Source organism: Mycobacterium angelicum (assembly GCF_002086155.1).
Taxonomy (GTDB): domain Bacteria; phylum Actinomycetota; class Actinomycetes; order Mycobacteriales; family Mycobacteriaceae; genus Mycobacterium; species Mycobacterium angelicum.
The window spans coordinates 113,786-131,953 of the sequence record NZ_MVHE01000001.1 but is presented as its reverse complement, the minus strand read 5'-3'; the positions used below and the strand labels follow the sequence as shown (position 1 = coordinate 131,953).

General features: G+C 64.8%; 13 protein-coding genes and 1 pseudogene. 11 read left to right on the top strand and 3 right to left on the bottom strand.

What is annotated here, in order from left to right; all coding sequences use genetic code 11:
* Nucleotides 1-11 precede the first annotated feature (11 nt).
* The 11 genes and pseudogenes from BST12_RS00610 (at nt 12) to BST12_RS00565 (ending at nt 13,140) form a co-directional block, all read left to right on the top strand.
* Nucleotides 12-614 (top strand): TetR/AcrR family transcriptional regulator, encoded by a 603-nt coding sequence (locus tag BST12_RS00610; protein ID WP_083111050.1) that lies wholly within the window; start codon nt 12-14, stop codon nt 612-614.
* Nucleotides 611-1,468 (top strand): SDR family NAD(P)-dependent oxidoreductase, encoded by an 858-nt coding sequence (locus tag BST12_RS00605; protein WP_083111049.1) that lies wholly within the window; start codon nt 611-613, stop codon nt 1,466-1,468. Before BST12_RS00610 ends, BST12_RS00605 begins: the two co-directional genes overlap by 4 nt.
* 186 nt (nt 1,469-1,654) lie before the next feature.
* Complete coding sequence (locus BST12_RS00600; RefSeq protein ID WP_083111218.1) at nt 1,655-2,602, top strand: DUF4129 domain-containing protein; 948 nt, start codon at nt 1,655-1,657, stop codon at nt 2,600-2,602.
* Nucleotides 2,599-3,081, top strand: a complete 483-nt coding sequence (locus BST12_RS00595) for a hypothetical protein (RefSeq protein WP_083111048.1) — start codon at nt 2,599-2,601, stop codon at nt 3,079-3,081. Before BST12_RS00600 ends, BST12_RS00595 begins: the two co-directional genes overlap by 4 nt.
* An 18-nt stretch (nt 3,082-3,099) precedes the next feature.
* Nucleotides 3,100-4,071 carry an AAA family ATPase gene (locus BST12_RS00590; protein WP_083111047.1) on the top strand — a complete coding sequence of 324 codons (972 nt, stop codon included), beginning with the start codon at nt 3,100-3,102 and terminating at the stop codon, nt 4,069-4,071.
* Nucleotides 4,068-5,333 carry a DUF58 domain-containing protein gene (locus BST12_RS00585; protein ID WP_083111046.1) on the top strand — a complete coding sequence of 422 codons (1,266 nt, stop codon included), beginning with the start codon at nt 4,068-4,070 and terminating at the stop codon, nt 5,331-5,333. The genes BST12_RS00590 and BST12_RS00585 overlap by 4 nt, the downstream gene beginning before the upstream one ends.
* 52 nt (nt 5,334-5,385) lie before the next feature.
* Entirely contained in the window at nt 5,386-5,778 is a 393-nt protein-coding gene (locus BST12_RS00580) for a hypothetical protein (protein ID WP_083111217.1), read from the top strand.
* Nucleotides 5,779-5,895: 117 nt separating this feature from the next.
* Nucleotides 5,896-9,081, top strand: coding sequence for a PPE family protein (locus tag BST12_RS00575; RefSeq protein ID WP_083111045.1), 3,186 nt, complete (start codon nt 5,896-5,898; stop codon nt 9,079-9,081).
* Nucleotides 9,082-9,330: 249 nt separating this feature from the next.
* Nucleotides 9,331-9,820: pseudogene (locus tag BST12_RS34765) on the top strand (PPE family protein); the annotation flags it as partial.
* 50 nt (nt 9,821-9,870) lie between these two features.
* On the top strand, nt 9,871-11,196 hold the full coding sequence (locus BST12_RS00570) for a beta strand repeat-containing protein (RefSeq protein ID WP_372510952.1): 1,326 nt from the start codon (nt 9,871-9,873) through the stop codon (nt 11,194-11,196).
* Between the two features lie 75 nt (nt 11,197-11,271).
* Nucleotides 11,272-13,140, top strand: a complete 1,869-nt coding sequence (locus BST12_RS00565) for a PPE family protein (protein ID WP_083111043.1) — start codon at nt 11,272-11,274, stop codon at nt 13,138-13,140.
* Here BST12_RS00565 and nuoN read toward each other — a convergent pair.
* The 3 genes from nuoN to nuoL are packed head-to-tail and all read right to left on the bottom strand — an operon-like array spanning nt 13,137 to nt 18,168.
* Nucleotides 13,137-14,711, bottom strand: coding sequence for an NADH-quinone oxidoreductase subunit NuoN (gene nuoN / locus BST12_RS00560; protein WP_083111042.1), 1,575 nt, complete (start codon nt 14,709-14,711; stop codon nt 13,137-13,139). The genes BST12_RS00565 and nuoN overlap by 4 nt on opposite strands.
* On the bottom strand, nt 14,708-16,285 hold the full coding sequence (locus tag BST12_RS00555; protein ID WP_169726721.1) for an NADH-quinone oxidoreductase subunit M: 1,578 nt from the start codon (nt 16,283-16,285) through the stop codon (nt 14,708-14,710). Before BST12_RS00555 ends, nuoN begins: the two co-directional genes overlap by 4 nt.
* Entirely contained in the window at nt 16,279-18,168 is a 1,890-nt protein-coding gene (nuoL, locus tag BST12_RS00550) for an NADH-quinone oxidoreductase subunit L (protein WP_083111041.1), read from the bottom strand. The genes BST12_RS00555 and nuoL overlap by 7 nt, the downstream gene beginning before the upstream one ends.

The following is an 18,168-nucleotide window of genomic DNA, read 5'->3' as shown; positions in this document are numbered from 1 at the left end:
TAGGTAGCGTTATGAAAGCAGACCCGTCCTCCGTTGACAAGGGCCCCGGCGCCGGGCGGCCCCGGGATCCGCGCATCGACTCGGCCATCCTGTCGGCGACCGCGGAACTGCTTGTGCAAACCGGCTATTCGAACCTCAGCCTGGCTGCCGTCGCCGAACGGGCCGGAACCACGAAATCCGCGCTCTACCGACGCTGGTCGAGCAAGGCCGAATTGGTGCACGAGGCGGCTTTCCCGGTGGCGCCCACCGCGCTCGAGGCTCCGGCCGGCGACTTCGCCGCCGATATCCGGATGATGATCGAGGCCACCCGCGACGTCTTCACCACCCCGGTAGTGCGGGCCGCACTGCCCGGCTTAGTGGCCGACATGACGGCCGACCCCGAACTCAACGCCCGTGTCCTGGCCCGCTTCAGCGACCTGTTCACCCTCGTGCGGGTGCGGCTACAGGAGGCCGTCGAGCGTGGTGAGGCGCATCCCGACGTCGTCCCGGAACGCCTGATCGAATTGATCGGCGGAGCCACCATGCTGCGAATGCTGTTGTCTCCGGACGACAAACTCGACGACACCTGGGTCGAGCAGACCACCGCCATCGTCGTGCACGGAGTGACGCAATGAGACTTGCCGGCCGCACCGCCATCGTCACCGGCGCCAGTCGCGGACTGGGCCGGGCGATCGCCCTGTCACTGGCGGCCGAGGGTGCTGCGGTGGCCGTCGTGGGGCGTACCGAACGGGTGTGGGACGACCGGCTGCCCGGCACTATCGGCGAGACGGTCGCCGACATCGAGGCGGCCGGCGGACAGGCGGTGGCAGTACGCGCCGATCTGACCGACCGCGACGACATTGCGCGGCTGGTGCAGGAGGCGCGAGATGCCTTGGGTCCCATCGCGATTCTGGTCAACAATGCCGCGTTCACAGCACCGGGACGTCCGCCGGCGCCCGGCGATCAGCCGCGGGTCAGATCCGCCCAGGCGGCCAAGCCCGGGTGGCCGGGGTTTGTCAGCACGCCGCTGGCCGCATTCCGCCGGCATTTCGACGTCGCGGTGTTCGCCGCCTATGAGTTGATGCAACTGGTCTCGGTGGACATGATCACCGCCGGTCGCGGCTCGATCATCAACATCACCTCGATAGCGTCGCGGCTGCCCGGCAACGGCCCCTACGCCGACCGCAGCGGCGGCGTCCTGCCCGGTTACGGCGGATCCAAGGCGGCCCTCGAGCACCTCACCCAATGTGCGGCGTTCGATCTCGCCGAGCACAACATCGCCGTCAACGCGCTGGCGCCGTCCAAGCCGATCCTCACCCCGGGGCTGTCCTATTACGCGCGCGAGTTCGACGACGTGGCTTCCGCGGACGAATTCGCCCGGGCCGCAGTGCAACTCGCGCTGGTGGACCCGGCCGTCGTCACCGGGCGCACGATCGGTCACCTGCAGGTGCTGGACGGCAGCTTCACCCCTTTTGCCCCGAAGCTGTAGTTACCGTGAGCGTTTTCGGCGTGTCGTCGCGGCAACTACAGTGTCGCGGTGGGTTCGGGGGGTCCCGCAAGCGGGATCGAATATGTGTTCGACCGATAAATCGCCAACGGTGACAAGCTGGACCCATGCGGCTCGGCGCCGCTAGCCTTCGGCTATGAGGCGCACTACTGCCTCGGGGTGGCGTTGATGTCTGACAAACCCACGGGCCGCGTTATCGTCCTGATCGCTCTGTTGATCTTGGTTGCCGCCGCGCTTCGCGGCTACCTTCCGGCGAACCACGGATCGCGACTGGCGGAGGCCGGTGGAAACCGGGCGGCGCTGGCGATACTCGTCACCGCCATCGCCGCGACGCTGGCCATACTGGCGTTCTCCATCATCGCGCGCTTGCGTGATCCACGCACCATCGCGTCCAGCGTGGGGCAGCTGCCGGAAATGGTGGGCCGCGGCACGGGCCGGCCGAATTGGCGGGTGGTGCTGATCGCGCTCGGAGCGATCGTGGCCTGGCTGTTGGTCGCGCTGCTGCTGTCGCGCATACTCGCGCCGCACGAAGTGAACATGGACGCACCCAGTCCGGATTCGAACGCATCGACGTCGGCGCCCGGCACCACACCGCCACCCAAGCCGCTACCGCAGCAGAAGAGAAACGGGGACATGCTCGGCATCCTGATCGCCAGCACGCCCGTGCTGCTATTGGTCGTTGCGGCCGGAGTGATCGTGTCCCGGCGGCGGCGCCCGACGGCGACAACGGCCCTTGCCGCCGAAGGCGACACCCCGACGACGCCGCCACCTCCGAAGGCGGCCGAATCACTGGCGCGGGCAGCCGAAGTCGGGCTCGCCGAAATCGCCGACCTGAGTCGCGAACCCCGCGAAGCGATTATCGCGTGCTACGCGGCGATGGAACGTGAACTGGCCGATGTGCCCGGTGCTGCTCCCCAGGAATTCGACACCCCAACCGAAGTGCTGGCCCGGGCCGTGCAACGTCATGCGTTGCAGGCGGATAACGCCGTCCGGCTGGTAGAGCTGTTCGCCGAAGCCCGATTCAGCCCGCATGTGATGAACGAGGGGCATCGCAAGGTGGCGGTGCGAGTGCTGCAGCTGGTTCGCGACGAACTGAGCACCCGGAGTGCGGCATGAAAAGGCTTATCGCCCTAGGTCTTTTCCTGATGGTCGGGATAGAGTTGCTGGCGCTGATATTGCAGGATCGCCGCTATGTGGTAGCCGCGGCGGGCGTCGCCCTGGCTCTGGTGTTGCTCAACATCCGCCGCGTCCTCGGACACCCGAACGATCCCTCGGCCGACCCGGAATCCGACGATCTGGCGGAGGGGTTGCGCCGCTGGTTGTCCAATACCGAGACGACCATCCGCTGGTCGGAATCCACTCGAACGGACTGGGATCGCCACCTGCGGCCGATGCTGGCGCGGCGCTTCGAAATCGCCACCGGGCACCGGCAGGCGCGCGACCCGGCCGCCTTCTTCGCCACCGGCCAAATGCTTTTCGGCACCGAGCTATGGGAATGGGTGAACCCCAACAACGTCACACGCACGGGTGACAGCGCGCCGGGACCCGGTCGCGCTGCGCTGGAAGAAATCCTGCACAAATTGGAACAGGTATGACTGAATCATGACTGACTCATGACTATGCCGGCCGCCACGACCACCGCCCACTGCGAGGCGGTGCTCGACGAGATCGAACGTGTCGTCGTGGGTAAGCGCTCGGCTCTCACGCTCATTCTCACCGCCGTCCTGGCGCGCGGACATGTACTGATCGAAGATCTTCCCGGCCTGGGCAAGACGCTGATCGCGCGATCCTTCGCCGCGGCGCTGGGCCTGGAATTCACCCGGGTGCAGTTCACTCCCGACCTGCTGCCCGCCGATCTACTCGGCTCGACCATCTACGACATGCAGTCCGGGCGTTTTGATTTCCGGCGCGGGCCCATTTTCACCAACCTGTTGCTCGCCGACGAGATCAACCGCACCCCGCCCAAGACGCAGGCCGCACTGCTGGAGGCGATGGCCGAGGGCCAGGTGAGCATCGACGGCCAAACCCACCGGCTGCCAATGCCTTTCATCGTTCTGGCCACCGACAACCCGATCGAGTACGAGGGCACCTATCCCTTGCCGGAGGCACAGCTGGACCGGTTCGCGATCCGGCTGGAGCTGCGCTACCTTTCGGAACGGGACGAGACCTCGATGCTGCGCCGCCGCCTGGAACGCGGTTCGGCAGAGCCGACGGTGAACCAGGTGGTGGACGCACACGATCTGCTGGCCATGCGGGAATCGGTCGAGCAGGTGACGGTACACGAGGACGTGCTGCACTATGTGGTTTCGCTGGCTACCGCGACCCGAAACCATCCGCAGGTGGCGGTGGGCGCCAGCCCGCGCGCAGAACTCGACCTGGTCCAGCTTGCGCGCGCCCGTGCCCTGCTGCTCGGGCGCGACTATGTGATCCCCGAAGACGTCAAGGCGCTCGCCATCGCCGCGGTGGCGCACCGGATCACACTGCGTCCAGAAATGTGGGTGCGCAAGATTCAGGGCGCTGACGTCATCGGAGAGCTGTTGCGGCGCTTGCCTGTTCCGCGCGCAGGTACAGGCGGATCGGGGTGATCCAAACCCGCGAGGTCGAGCTGCGCTGGCGTGCTTCACAACTGACGCTGGCGATCGCCACCTGTGCCGGATTTGCCCTTGTCGCAGCGGTCATCGGCGGAAAATGGCAGCTGATCGCATTCGTCGCACCCTTGCTGGGAGTACTCTGCTCGATCAGCTGGCAGCACCCCGCTCCGACGATCAAGGTGCACGCCGAACCGGATGCGCAACGATGCTTCGAAAATGAGCAGGCCCGGGCCAGAGTGTGGGTGACGACGGAAACACCCACCGCAGCAGTCGAATTCGTTGTCTTCGCCCCCGAACCCATGCGGCTTGAAGCCGTCGAAACCGACGATCGGGAAGTGAAAACCGTTGCGGCGGTGACGCCACGCTGGGGACGGTATCCCATCCGGGCCCGGGTGGACCTCATCGCGCGCGGCGGACTGCTGCGGGGATCGGGGACGGTCGACGCCGCCGACGTCATCGTCTTTCCGCTGACTCCGCCACAGTCGACGTCGATTCCGCAGACCGAGTTGCTGGATCGGCTGGGTGCCCACCTCACCCGGCATATCGGCCCCGGCGTCGAATACGCCGACATTCGCCCCTATGTGCCCGGAGATCAGCTGCGCGCGGTGAACTGGGCGGTGAGCGCGCGCCGCGGCCGGTTGCATGTGACGCAGCGGTTGACCGACCGGGCCGCAGACGTGGTGGTGCTGATCGACACGTATCAACAGCCGTCAGGCCCGGCCACCCTGGCCACCGAACGGGTGGTGCGGGGCGCGGCCCAGGTGGTCCAGACCGCGCTGCGAAACGGCGACCGGGCCGGGATCGTCGCGCTCGGCGGGAATCGTCCGCGCTGGCTGGGCGCCGATATCGGCCAGCGCCAGTTCTACCGCGTGCTCGATACCGTGCTGGGAGCCGGTGACCGCTTCGAAAACACCACTGGCACACTGGCGCCGCGCGCCGCGGTGCCCGCCGGGGCGATCGTCGTCGCGTTCTCCACCCTGCTCGACACCGAATTCGCGCTGGCGCTCATCGATTTGCGCAAGCGCGGCCATGTCGTGGTCGCGGTCGACGTTCTGGACAGTTCGCCATTTGAAGGTGAGCAGGACCCGCTGGTCATGCGAATGTGGTCGCTGCAGCGCTCCGCCATGTATCGCGACATGGCCACCGTCGGTGTGGATGTGCTGTCCTGGCCAGGCGAGCGGTCACTGGAACAGTCGATGAGTGCGTTGCCCGACCGGCGCCGTCGGCTGCGCGGGCGGCTAGCGGTAAGGCGCTGACGTGGTGGCGCTACTGCAACCTCAGATCTTCGCGCCGGCATTCGGAGTGCTGATGGTGGGGGCCGCGACGGTTGGAGCGCACGGTCCAGCCGTTGTCGCCGCGATTGCCGCCGTCGTCGCTGTCGCGGCCGCAACGGTGTTTCGTTCTGCGGCAACGCTTGCCGTGCTGCTGACGGTGTCGGTGCTATTGGCCGCCGATCCGCCCGAAGTGCTGGCCGCGTTGTCGGGACTGTGCGCGGTTGGCTATCTGGTGTGCCGGCACGCGCCCGGTGGGCCCGCGGGTGTCGTCGTGGCGAGCTGGCCAACAATCGTTTCGGCCCTGGGGTTTACCTTCGCCGGTCTGGTCGCGGTGTCGTTTCCCGTGCAGCTGCCGTGGTTGCCCTTGGTGGCCCCGCTCGCGGTATTGGCGATCTACGTAGTGGCCACTCGTCCGTTCGCTGGTTAATTGCTCGGAAGCAAATTGACTGAACCGCGAATATGGCGCCGATATTTTTCCTAGAGTCCTATTTACAGGTCGAAAATCGGGGCGACCTGCGCTGGGTGAAGCGGAAGGGTACCTCACATGAACTACTCGGTCTTGCCGCCGGAGATCAATTCGCTGCGGATGTTCTCGGGCGCGGGTTCGGCGCCGATGCTCGAGGCCGCCCTGGCCTGGGACGGACTTTCCGCTGAGCTGGCGTCGGCGGCCGAGTCGTTCGGCTCGGTGACATCGGGTTTGACGGGTCAGGCTTGGCAGGGGGCGGCCGCTGCGGCGATGTCCGCCGCGGCGGCCCCGTACGCAGGGTGGTTGAGCGCCGCGGCGGCTCGGGCCGCTGGAGCGGGGGCTCAGGCGAAGGCCGTGGTCAGTGCTTTTGAGGCAGCGCGGGCAGCGACCATTCATCCGTTGGCGGTGGCGGCCAACCGTAATTCGTTCGTGCAGTTGGTGTTGTCTAATATTTTCGGCCAGAACTCTCCTGCGATCGCCGCGGCCGAGGGCATCTATGAGGAGATGTGGGCCGCCGATGTGGCGGCAATGGTGGGATATCACGGCGGGGCCTCGGCAGCCGCGGCGGCGTTGCCGTCCTGGCTGCAGGGCTTACCCGGCCTCGGTGCGCCGGCCGCTGCCGCCATCCAGGCGGTGAACACCGGTTTGGGCAATCTGGGCAGTTGGAACCTGGGTGGGGGAAACAACGGCTCCTTCAACCTCAGCGGCGGTAACCACGGCAGCGTCAACCTGGGTGGGGGAAACTCCGGCAACCTGAACTTCGGCAGCGGAAACTTCGGCTCCTACAACCTGGGCAGTGGCAACACCGGCTACAGCAATTTCGGCCTCGGAAACCTGGGCCATCTCAACTTCGGTTTGGGCAACCGCGGTGACGGCAGCTTCGGCTTCGGCAACTTCGGCGGTGGAAACTTCGGTGGCGGCAACAGCGGCGAAACCAATTACGGCAGCGGGAACAATGGTTCGCTCAACCTGGGCAGCGGCAACCATGGTTTCTACAACGTCGGGTTCGGCAATAACGGCAACTTCAACTTCGGCTTCGGCAACAACGGCAACAACAACATCGGGTTCGGTCTCACCGGTGATAACCAGGTGGGGATCGGCGCGCTGAACTCGGGCGTCGGAAACCTCGGGTTCGGGAACTCGGGCAAGAACAATATCGGCTTCTTCAACTCCGGAGACGGTAACTTCGGCATCTTCAACTCGGGCAACGGAAACTTCGGCTTCGCCAACGCCGGTACCACCAACACCGGCTTCTGGAACGGCGGCGGCCTCAATACCGGTTTCGGCAACGCCGCGGAGCAAAGTTTCGGCTTCGGCAACACCGGTGCGGCAAATGTGGGCTTCGGCAGCTCGGGCTTCAATAACATGGGCTTTGGCAACTCGGGCATCGGCAATACCGGCATGTCCAATTCGGGTAACTACAACACCGGCTGGTGGAACGCCGGTGACACCAACACCGGCTTTGGGAACGCGGGCAGCATCAACACCGGCTTCATGAACGCCGGCGACCTGAACACGGGCGTCGGTAGCGCGCTCACCCCGGCCGGTGTGACGTCGTCGGGCTTCGGGGTTACCGGTGCGGGCAGCTCGGGCTTCTACAACTCGGCCATTGACTCATCCGGCTTCCAAAACACAAATGGCGGTTTCGGTTTCGGCCACGCCTCGGGTTTCAACAACTCCAGTGACTACAACGCCGGCTTCAACAACTCGGGCCATTTCTCCACCGGCGTCGGTAACACCGGAGACAACAGTGTGGGCTTCTACAACTCAGGAATGGCGAACTCGGGCATTTCACACTCGGGCAGTGGCAGCTCCGGTGTAGGTAACGCGGGCGACGGCAGCGCAGGGTTCTTCAACCAGGGCGACAACCAGGCCGGCTTCTTCGGTCGCGCCGGTGCGCCGGCATTCCTGCTTGACCTCGGCCCTGCGGCTCCCATCGTCACTGCGCTGACGGCGCCTACGCCGTTCACCCCGCCCGATATCAACACCGGGCTTGGCAACCTGGGCGTCTGGAACCTCGGCGGTGGCAACCACGGCAACTTCAACTTCGGTCCCGGAAACGTCGGCAATGTCAACTTCGGTGGCGGAAACAACGGGAACATCAACCTCGGCGGCGGAAACTCGGGCTTTGCCAACCTGGGCAGCGGAAACTTCGGCAACATCAACTTCGGCTGGGGCAACTTCGGCAACCTCAACCTGGGCAGCGGCAACTTCTTCGGCAGCGGAAACTTCGGCTTTGCCAACGTGTTCGGGGACGGCAACCTGGGCAGCGCAAACCGCTTCGGCAGCCACAACTTTGGTAGCGCGAACATCGGATCCTTCAACCTCGGCAGCGCCAACATCGGTTCGTCCAACGTCGGATTCGGCAACATCGGCAACCTCAACTTCGGCTTCGGCAACCACGGCAACAACAACATCGGTATAGGCCTGGAGGGCGACAACCAGATTGGCATCGGGGCGCTGAACACCGGCACCGGCAACATGGGCTTCGGCAACACCGGTTCCAACAACATCGGCTTCTTCAACTCCGGTGACGGAAACTTCGGCTTCTTCAACTCCGGTAACGGAAACTTCGGCTTCGCCAACTCGGGCGGCACCAACAGCGGCTTCTGGAATTCCGGCAGCATCAACACTGGCTTCGGAAACTCGGGCGGCCTGAACTTCGGCTTCGGAAACGCCGGCAGCAACAACGTTGGCTTCGGGAACGCGGGCGGTGCCAACCTAGGTTTCGGTAACGCCGGTCATGACAACAGTGGCGCATTCAATTCTGGCGGTGCGGTTTTCGGGACGGAGGGTAAGAACACCGGGTTCTTCAATGCCGGCAGCTTGAACACGGGCTTCGGAAACGCCGGCAACGTCAATACCGGTTTGTTCAACTCGGGCGACTTCAACACCGCTGTCGGCAGCTCGGTCACTCCGGTCGGGGCGACCTCGTCGGGCTTCGGAAACACCGGTACCAATGTCTCTGGTTTCTTCAACTCGGGTGACCGGACTTCGGGTTTCCAGAATATCGGCGACGACAGTTCGGGTTTCTCGAACACTGGTGACGGACAGACCGGCTTGTTCAACACCGGCCACGACAACACCGGCATCGCCAATTCCCAGGCCTTCAACTATGGCGTGGGAATCTCGGCGCCGTTGGGATCCAGCTCAGGCATCTACCACTCCGGGTCTGGCAGCTCGGGTATCGGCAACGCCGGTGATAACAGCGCGGGTCTGTTCAACCAGGGCGACAACCAAGCGGGCTTCTTCGGTCAGCCATAACGGGCGTTCGGGCCGCCCAGCTACCCGCGGGAGCGGGCGGCCCAGTTGTCGATGCCGTGTGCCCAACGATCGTTGCGTGCGTTAATCCACTTGTGCTGGAACTATTTTCACCGATTCCCTGATTTCGGCCTGAGTTTTCCCTAAAGTCCATTTGTACAGGTCGAGCGAAGGGGGCCGATCGCCTGACGTGATGCGAGCAGGTGGATCGGAGCGGGGTGGCCTGTAGTCGCTCAGCGAAAGGGGACGCTCATGAATTACTCGGTATTGCCGCCGGAAATCAACTCGTTGCGGATGTTCTCTGGTGCGGGTGCTGCGCCGATGCTGACGGCGGCGGCGGCGTGGGACGGGCTGTCGGCTGAGTTGGGGTCCGCGGCGGAGATGTTCGGGTCGGTGACGTCGGGGCTGGCGGGTCAGGCCTGGCAGGGGGCGGCCGCGGCGGCGATGGCCGCCGCGGCCGCACCGTATGCCGGGTTCTTGAGTACGGCTGCGGAGCGGGCCGCGGGCGCGTCGGCTCAGGCCAAGGCCGTTGCCAGTGCGTTTGAGGCCGCGCGGGCGGCCACGATTCACCCGCTGGCAGTGGCGGCCAACCGAAATGCGTTCGTGCAATTGGTTTTATCGAACCTGTTCGGTCAGAACGCGCCGGCGATTGCGGCTGCCGAGGGTCTGTACGAGGAGATGTGGGCCACCGATGTGGCGGCGATGGTCGGGTACCACGGTGGGGCTTCGGCAGCCGCGGCTTCGTTGCCGTCGTGGCAGCAGGCGCTGGCGGGGTTGCCGGGTATCGGGCAGGTGTTCAGCCCCCTGCTAGGGGGCGTGCCCGCGGCGGCTGCCTCAAGCGTCGTCGGTCTCCCTGACATCAACACCGGTCTGGGCAACAAGGGCAATTGGAACTTGGGTGGCGGCAACACCGGAAGCGCGAATCCGGGCAGCGGAAACACCGGCAACGGAAACACCGGCATCGGCAATTTCGGCAACGCCAACCTCGGCGGCGGCAACGTCGGCTCGGGGAACCTCGGTGTCGGCAACGTCGGTAACAGCAACGTCGGCGGCGGCAACAACGGTCACGTCAACTTCGGTAGCGGCAACCAGGGCACCAACAATTTCGGCTCAGGCAACCAGGGCGATGGCAACCTCGGCGGCGGAAACATCGGCAACAACAATTACGGCAGCGGAAACATCGGCTCGCAGAACATCGGCAGCGGCAACCAGGGCAGCTTCAACACCGGGTTCGGCAACACCGGCAGCAACAACTTCGGGTTCGGCAACAACGGCAACAACAACATCGGTTTCGGGCTCACGGGCAACAACCAGATCGGGTTTGGCGCGCTGAACACCGGCGTCGGAAATATCGGTTTCGGCAACACCGGTGACCACAACGTCGGGTTCTTCAACTCCGGTGATGGAAACTTCGGCATTTTCAACTCCGGCAATGAGAACTTCGGCGTCGGCAACGCGGGTCACACCGACACCGGCTTCTGGAACGCCGGCAGCATGAACGCAGGTTTCGGGAACGCCGGCGTTCAGAACTTCGGCTTCGGAAATGCCGCCGGGGCCGATGTGGGCTTCTTCAACGGCGGCAACGGCGCGAACGTGGGCGTCGGAAATACCGGTTCGTTCAACACGGGATTCTTCAATGGGGGCAGCCTAAACACCGGCGTCGGCAATTCGTCCAGTCTCAACACCGGCTTCTTCAATTCGGGTCATACCAACACCGGCTTGTTCAATTCTGGTGACTACAACACCAGTATCGGCAGCGCCCTGACCGTGCCCGGGGTGACCACATCCGGCTTCGGCAATACGGGTAACGACGTATCGGGCTTCTTCAACCACGGCGACGCCATTTCCGGCTACCAGAACGTCCTCGGAGGTGGGAACGTATCGTCGGGTTTCTTCAACACCGATGCGAATACCGAGGGTTTCTCTAACTCCGGTCTGGGCAGCAGAGGCTTCGGTAACACCGGGCTCGGCGCCAACGGCTTCTTCAACTCCGGCATAGCCAACATCGGCATTTACAACTCCGGCGTTGGCAGCACCGGCGCCGGAAATACGGGCGACCACAGCGCAGGATTCTTCAACCAAGGCGATCACCAGGCGGGCATCTTCGGTCCGGCCTAGCCCTCAGCGCGCCTGCGCCAGCGCCGCAATCGCAAAGTTGCGATCGGTAGCAGCTGGATTCGCAATGATGCCGCTATGACGAGTTTCTTTGTGACCCCGCCTGAGGTGCTTTCGGCGCAGATATTCACCGGCGCAGGTTCGGGTCCGATGCTTGCGGCGGCGGTCGGGTGGGACGGGTTGGCCGCCGAGTTGGGTTCGGCGGCAGACTCGTTCGGGTCGGTGACCGCGGGACTGACCGGTCAGGCCTGGCAGGGTGCGGCCGCGACGGCGATGGCCGCGACGGCGGCTCCGTACGCGGGGTGGTTGAGCACGGCCGCGGCGCGCGCCGCCGACGCGGCGGCGCAGGCTAAAGCGGTGGCCGGTGCGTTCGAGGCGGTGCGGGCAGCGACGATCCACCCGTTGGCGGTGGCGGCCAACCGCAATGCGTTCGTCCAACTGGTGTGGTCCAACCTATTCGGCCAGAACGCGCCGGCCATCGCGGCAGCTGAGGCAGGGTACGAGGAAATGTGGGCCGCCGACGTGGCCGCGATGGTCGGCTATCACGGGGGAGTGTCGGCCGCCGTCGCGCAATTGTCCTCGTGGACGCAAGCGCTGTCCGGCCTGGGGGGATCGGGGCAAGGGCCGCACGCGGCAGCGGCCAACCCGTTCGGAATTCCGGACATCAACACCAGTATCGGCAACAAGGGCTTCTGGAACCTGGGCGGTGGAAACACCGGCGACAACAACATGGGCAGCGGAAATACCGGTACGTCGAACATCGGCAGCGGCAATCGTGGCAATGCGAACTTCGGCAGCGGAAACCTCGGAATCAACAACTGGGGTTCCGGTAACCGGCAGAACAGCAACATCGGCAGCGGCAACTTCGGCGACAGCAATATCGGTGGCGGCAACCACGACAGCATGAACATCGGCAGTGGCAACACCGGCGGACACAACTTCGGCAGCGGAAATGCGGGACCGGGGTTCGCCGGCGGCTTCAGCAACTGGGGATCCGGAAACTTCGGCGCCGGCAACGGCGGCAGCGGAAACTTCGGCGACACCAATATCGGCTACGGCAATCACGGCAGCGGCAACATCGGCTTCGGCAACAAGGGTGACGGCAACATCGGATTTGGGCTCACCGGCAACCACCAGTTCGGGTTCGGCGCCCTGAATACGGGTATCGGCAATGTCGGCCTCGGCAACTCCGGCAACAACAACATCGGTTTCTTCAACTCCGGCAACAACAACGTCGGTTTCTTCAACGCCGGTAACGGCAACTTCGGTTTCTCCAACGGCGGCAACACCAACACCGGCTTCTGGAACGGCGGATCGTTCAACACCGGCTTCGGAAACGGCGGTCACCACAATTTCGGGTTCTGGAACGTCGGCGCCGACAACGTGGGCGGCGGCAACTCGGGCTCGGCCAACATGGGTTTCGGAAACTCCGGCTCCCTCAACACCGGCAACTTCAACTCAGGTGGCTCGCTGCTGAACGGCACCGACACCGGGAGCTTCAACTCGGGTTCGGGGAACACCGGTTACTTCAACTCGGGCGACCTCAACACCGGACTGTTCGATTCGGGCGACGTGAACACCGGCCTGGGCAGCTTCTCGGACCAGTCCGCTGCGAGTTCGGGCGTCGGTAACTCCGGCAACAGTTCCTCCGGGTTCTTCAATTCGGGCAATCACGTCTCCGGTTTTCAGAACTCCAGCACGGGCGCATTACCGGTGTCGGGTCTGTACAACGTAGTGACGGGCAGCACCGGCGGCGCCGCCGGTATCTACAACGTCGGCGGCATCCTCAACGTGGGGATCGGCAACATCGGCACGTTCAACATCGGCATCGCGAACTCGGCCAACAACGCGCTGAGCACCGCCACCTCGGGAGTGGCCAACTCGGGTCACAACACCTCAGGGCTGTTCAACAGCCTCAACAACCACTCGGGGTTGTTCAACTTCTAATGCAGCAGCTGGGCGGCCTGGTTGGCCAGGTCGAGCACCGGCTGGGGGGCAATCCCCAAAACCACGGTGACCACCGCACACACCGCAATGGCGGCCTTGCTCAACACCCCGGGCGCCACCACTTGCGGGGTGTCGTCGGTTCCCTGGGTGAAGAACATCAGCACGATCACGCGGACGTAGAAGTAGGCGGCCACCCCGCTGGAGATCACGCCGATGATCACCAGTGGCACCGCCCCGCCCTCGGCGGCGGCCTTGAACACCGCGAACTTGCTGACGAATCCACTCGTCAGCGGGATACCGGCGAAGGCCAGCAAGAACATCGAAAGCATCACGCCCACAATGGGTGAGCGCTGACCCAGGCCGGCCCAATGCGACAGATCCGCATCCTCCACACCGTCGGCATTACGGATAAGGCTCACGATCGCGAATGCGCCCACGGTGCTGAAACTGTATGCGACCAAATAGAACAACGTCGCCGACAGTCCCGCGGAGTTGTCGGCGATCACCCCGGTGAGGATGAAGCCGACGTGCGCGACCGAGGAATAGGCGAGCATCCGCTTGACGTCGGTCTGATTCACCGCGGTGATGGTGCCCACCGCCATGGTCAGGATCGCGATCGCCCACAGCACCGGGCGCCAGTCGTGGTGCAGGGGCGGCAGCGTGACGTAGACGACGCGAAGCAGTGCGCCGAATGCCGCGACCTTGGTGGCGGCCGCCATAAAGCCGGTGATCGGGGTGGGCGCACCCTGGTACACGTCGGGAATCCAGGAGTGGAACGGGACTGCGCCGACCTTGAACAGCAGACCCACTGATAACAGCGCGACACCGACCAGCGCCAGCGTGGTATCGCTATGTGCGGCCAGTGAGTCCCGGATGCCGGTCAGGGTGAGCGTGCCGGTTGCGCCGTAGAGCAACGCGACGCCGTAGAGGAAGAACGCCGACGAAAACGCCCCCAGCAGAAAGTACTTCATCGCGGCTTCCTGCGAGAGCAGGCGGCGGTGGCGGGCCAGCCCGCACATCAGATACAGCGGCAGCGACAGGACTTCCAGCGCGACGAACATCGTCAACAAGTCGTTGGAGGCGGGGAACACCATCATGCCGCCGACCGACAGCAGTGCCAGCGGGAAGAGCTCGGTCTGGGCCGCGCCCGCCTGTTCCGCCTCGCGTTCGATATCGCTGCCGGGGACCGCGGAAGCTTGTGGCGTAAAGGAATCCAGCCCACCGGCCGCCACGGCGACTTTCTTCGCCGCACTGACCTGGCGGCGTTCGGCCATGAAGATCACCGCCAGTACGGCGACCAACACGATGGTGCCCTGCAGGAACAGTGCCGGCCGATCCACCGCCACCGCACCGAGCACGGCTCGGCGGCCGGACACCGGAAGCGACTTGGCCACCACGATGATTGCGATGAATGCGGCCACTAACCCGCCGAGGGCGAGGACGACCTGCATGCCGTATCGCAGCCGCCGCGGCGCGAACGCTTCCACCAGCACACCGGCCACCGCGACCGAGAAGACGATGAGCATCGGACACAGCAGGAAGTATTCGATGCTGGGACTGGGCAGGGTCATTGATGTGGTCCTTCGGCTGTGCGGGAAACACCCGTACCGACTGGCACTTTGGGCGCGGGATCGTGCTGGCCGATGGTGGTCATGGTGTTCTCAACTGCCGGGTTGATGACGTCGAGCACCGGCTTGGGATAGACCCCGAGCACCAGCAGCAGCGCGATCAGCGGTGCGACGACGACCAATTCGCGCGGCACCAGGTCACCGATCTTCTCGTTGCCCTTGGCCACCGGACCGGTCATCACGCGTTGGTAGAGCCACAGCATGTAGATGGCGGACAGCACCAGCGCCGTGACACCGAACGCAGCAGCCAGCCAGTAGCGGTTGAAAGTGCCTAACAGCACCAGGAATTCGCTGATGAACGGGGCAAGTCCGGGCAGCGACAGCGTGGCCATGGCAGAAACCAGGAAGGTGCCGGCCAGAATTGGCGCTACCTTCTGCACTCCGCCGTAGTCGGCGATCGAGCGGCTGCCGTGCCGGGCAACCAGGAAGCCGGCGATCAGGAACACTGCCGCCGTGGAAAGGCCGTGGTTGAGCATGTACAACGTGGAGCCACTTTGACCCTGGCTGGTCATCACGAAGATGCCCGCGATGATGAAGCCGAAGTGAGAAATCGAGGTGTAGGCGATCAGCCGCATGATGTCGGTCTGGCCGATCGCCACGACGGCGCCGTAGATGACACCGATGATGGCCAAGGTGACGATCAGCGGACGGAAATACGTTGAGGCGTCCGGGAACAACTGCAGGCAGTAGCGCAGCATGCCGAAGGTGCCGACCTTGTCCATGATCGCCATCATCAGCACCGCACTCGCCGGTGGCGCCTCCACTGCGGCATCGGGCAGCCACCGGTGGAACGGCCACAGCGGCGCCTTGATGGCGAATGCGAACATGAAGCCCAAGAACAAAGCCTTGAACACGGCCGGGTCCACGCCGTAGCGGCCGTGGCGCACGTCGTCCACGATCTGCTGGAAATCGAAGGTGCCCGAACCGTGCTTGGTGGTCACCACATACAGCCCGATCACCGCCGCCAGCATGATCAGTCCGCCGAACAGGTTGTACAACAAGAACTTAACCGCGGCGCGCGAACTACCCGGACCCTGGCCGAAGCCACCGATCAGGAAGTACATCGGGATCAGCATGGCCTCGAAGAACACGTAGAACAGCAGCACGTCGAGCGCAACCACCGAGATCAGCACCATCGACTCGATGGCCAACGTCAGAGCCACGTAGGCGTGCACGCTACGCGGGTTGCGTTCGCCGGCCTCATTCCAGCCGGCCACCAGCAGCAGCGGGATCAGCACAGCGGTCAGGATCACCAGCACCACCGCGATGCCGTCCACGCCGAGGGTGTAGCCGGCCCCGAAAGCCGGAATCCAGGAACGCTTTTCGAGGAACTGGTACGTATCGCCGCCGGGCTTGAACCCGACCGTGATCTTGATGGCCACGGCCAGGGTCAGCAGGCTGACGATCAGGCCGGTCCACTTGGCGAGCTGGCGCAGCCCCGGGGGCAGCAGGATGATCAGCACCGAACCCGCCAGCGGCACCAGCCACAGCGCGGACAGCCAGGGCAGGTTCACCACAGGTTCACCGCCAGCAGCACCGCGGCCACCAGGGCCGCCCCGACCAGCATCGACAGCGCGTAGTTGCGGGCGAATCCGGTTTGCATTCGCCGCAATCGATTCGAGGTCTGGCTCACCAGTGCCGCGAGCGCGTTGACCGAGCCGTCCACACCGGCGTCGTCGACCGCGACCACAGCTTTGGTCAGTTGTGCGCCAGGGCGCATGAACACCTCCTCGTTGAAGGCATCGCCGTAGGCGTCGGCGCGGGCGGCCGTTGTGAGCACCGAAACCTGAACGGGCGCCACCCTGGGGATCTCGGCCTTCCCGCCGTACATCCGGTAGGCGACCGCAATGCCGATCGCGACTACCGCCAGTGCCAGGGTGGTGTTGAGCCAGACCGGAACGGCGTGCGTGACTTCTTCGTGCGCCCCCACCACCGGCTCGAGCCAGTGCTGCAGGGTGCCGCCGATGGCGAACAGGCCGCCGGAGAACACCGACCCTACGGCCAGCAGGATCATCGGCCACGTCATCAAAGCCGGCGCTTCGTGCGGATGGGAGTCCGGCGCCCAGCGCTTGGCGCCGAAGAACGTCATCAGCATCACCCGGGTCATGTAGAACGCGGTGACGCCGGCACCCAGCAGCGCGGCCCCGCCCAGCACATAGCCGCGGGTGCCGCCGGCGGCCAGTGCCGCCTCGATGATGGCGTCCTTGGAGAAGAAGCCCGCAAACGGCGGTACCCCGATGATCGCCAGATATCCCAGCCCGAACGTGATGAAGGTGACTGGCAGGGCGGCGCGCAGACCGCCGTAGCGGCGCATGTCCTGCTCCTCGTGCATGGCGTGAATCACCGCACCGGATCCCAGGAACAGCCCCGCCTTGAAGAAGCCGTGGGTGAGCAGGTGCATGATCGCGAACGCGTAGCCAGCGGGGCCCAGTCCGGCAGCCAGCACCATGTAGCCGATCTGGCTCATCGTCGAGGCCGCCAGCGCGCGTTTGATGTCGTCCTTGGCGCAACCGATGTAGGCGCCGAGCAGTAAGGTGACGGCGCCGACGATGACCACGCCCAACTGGGCGTCGGGCGCCAGGTTGTACAGCGGGTTGGACCGCACGATCAGATAGACGCCGGCGGTCACCATGGTGGCGGCGTGGATGAGCGCCGACACCGGGGTGGGGCCCTCCATCGCGTCACCCAACCAGGCCTGTAGCGGAACCTGCGCAGACTTGGCGCAAGCACCGAGCAGCAGCAGCAAACCGATCGCGGTCAGCACGCCCCGGCTGGCTGCGGGCGCCCCGGCGAATACGCCCGAGTACGACAGCGTCCCGAAGTTGCTGAACATCACGAACATGCCCAGGGCCAGGCCGGCGTCGCCGACCCGGTTCATCACGAACGCCTTCTTGGCCGCGGTGGCCGCCGTCGGCTTGTGGTACCAGAAACCGATCAGCAGATAGGAAGCCAGACCGACGCCTTCCCAGCCGACGTACAGCAGCACGTAGTTGTCGGCGATCACGAGCAGCAGCATCGAGGCCAGGAACAGGTTGAGGTAGCCGAAAAACCTGCGGCGATCGATGTCTTCGGCCATGTAGGCGACCGAGTAGATGTGGATCAGCGACCCGACGCCGGAGATCAGCAGCACGAAACAGATGGACAGCTGGTCGATCTGCAGCCCGAAGTCGACCTGGAGCTGGCCGACCGGAATCCAGCTGAACACGGTCTGGCGAATAACCCGGTCTTCTGAGCCCCGGCTGAGCAAATCGGCCAGCAAGGTGGCGCCCACCCCGAACGCCGACAGCGCCGCCAGGCAGCCCAGCCAATGGCCCCAGGGATCGGTGCGTCTGCCGCCGAACAGCAAGATCGCCGCTCCCGCCAATGGCAGCGCGACAAGCAGCCAGGTGTAGTGAGTCAT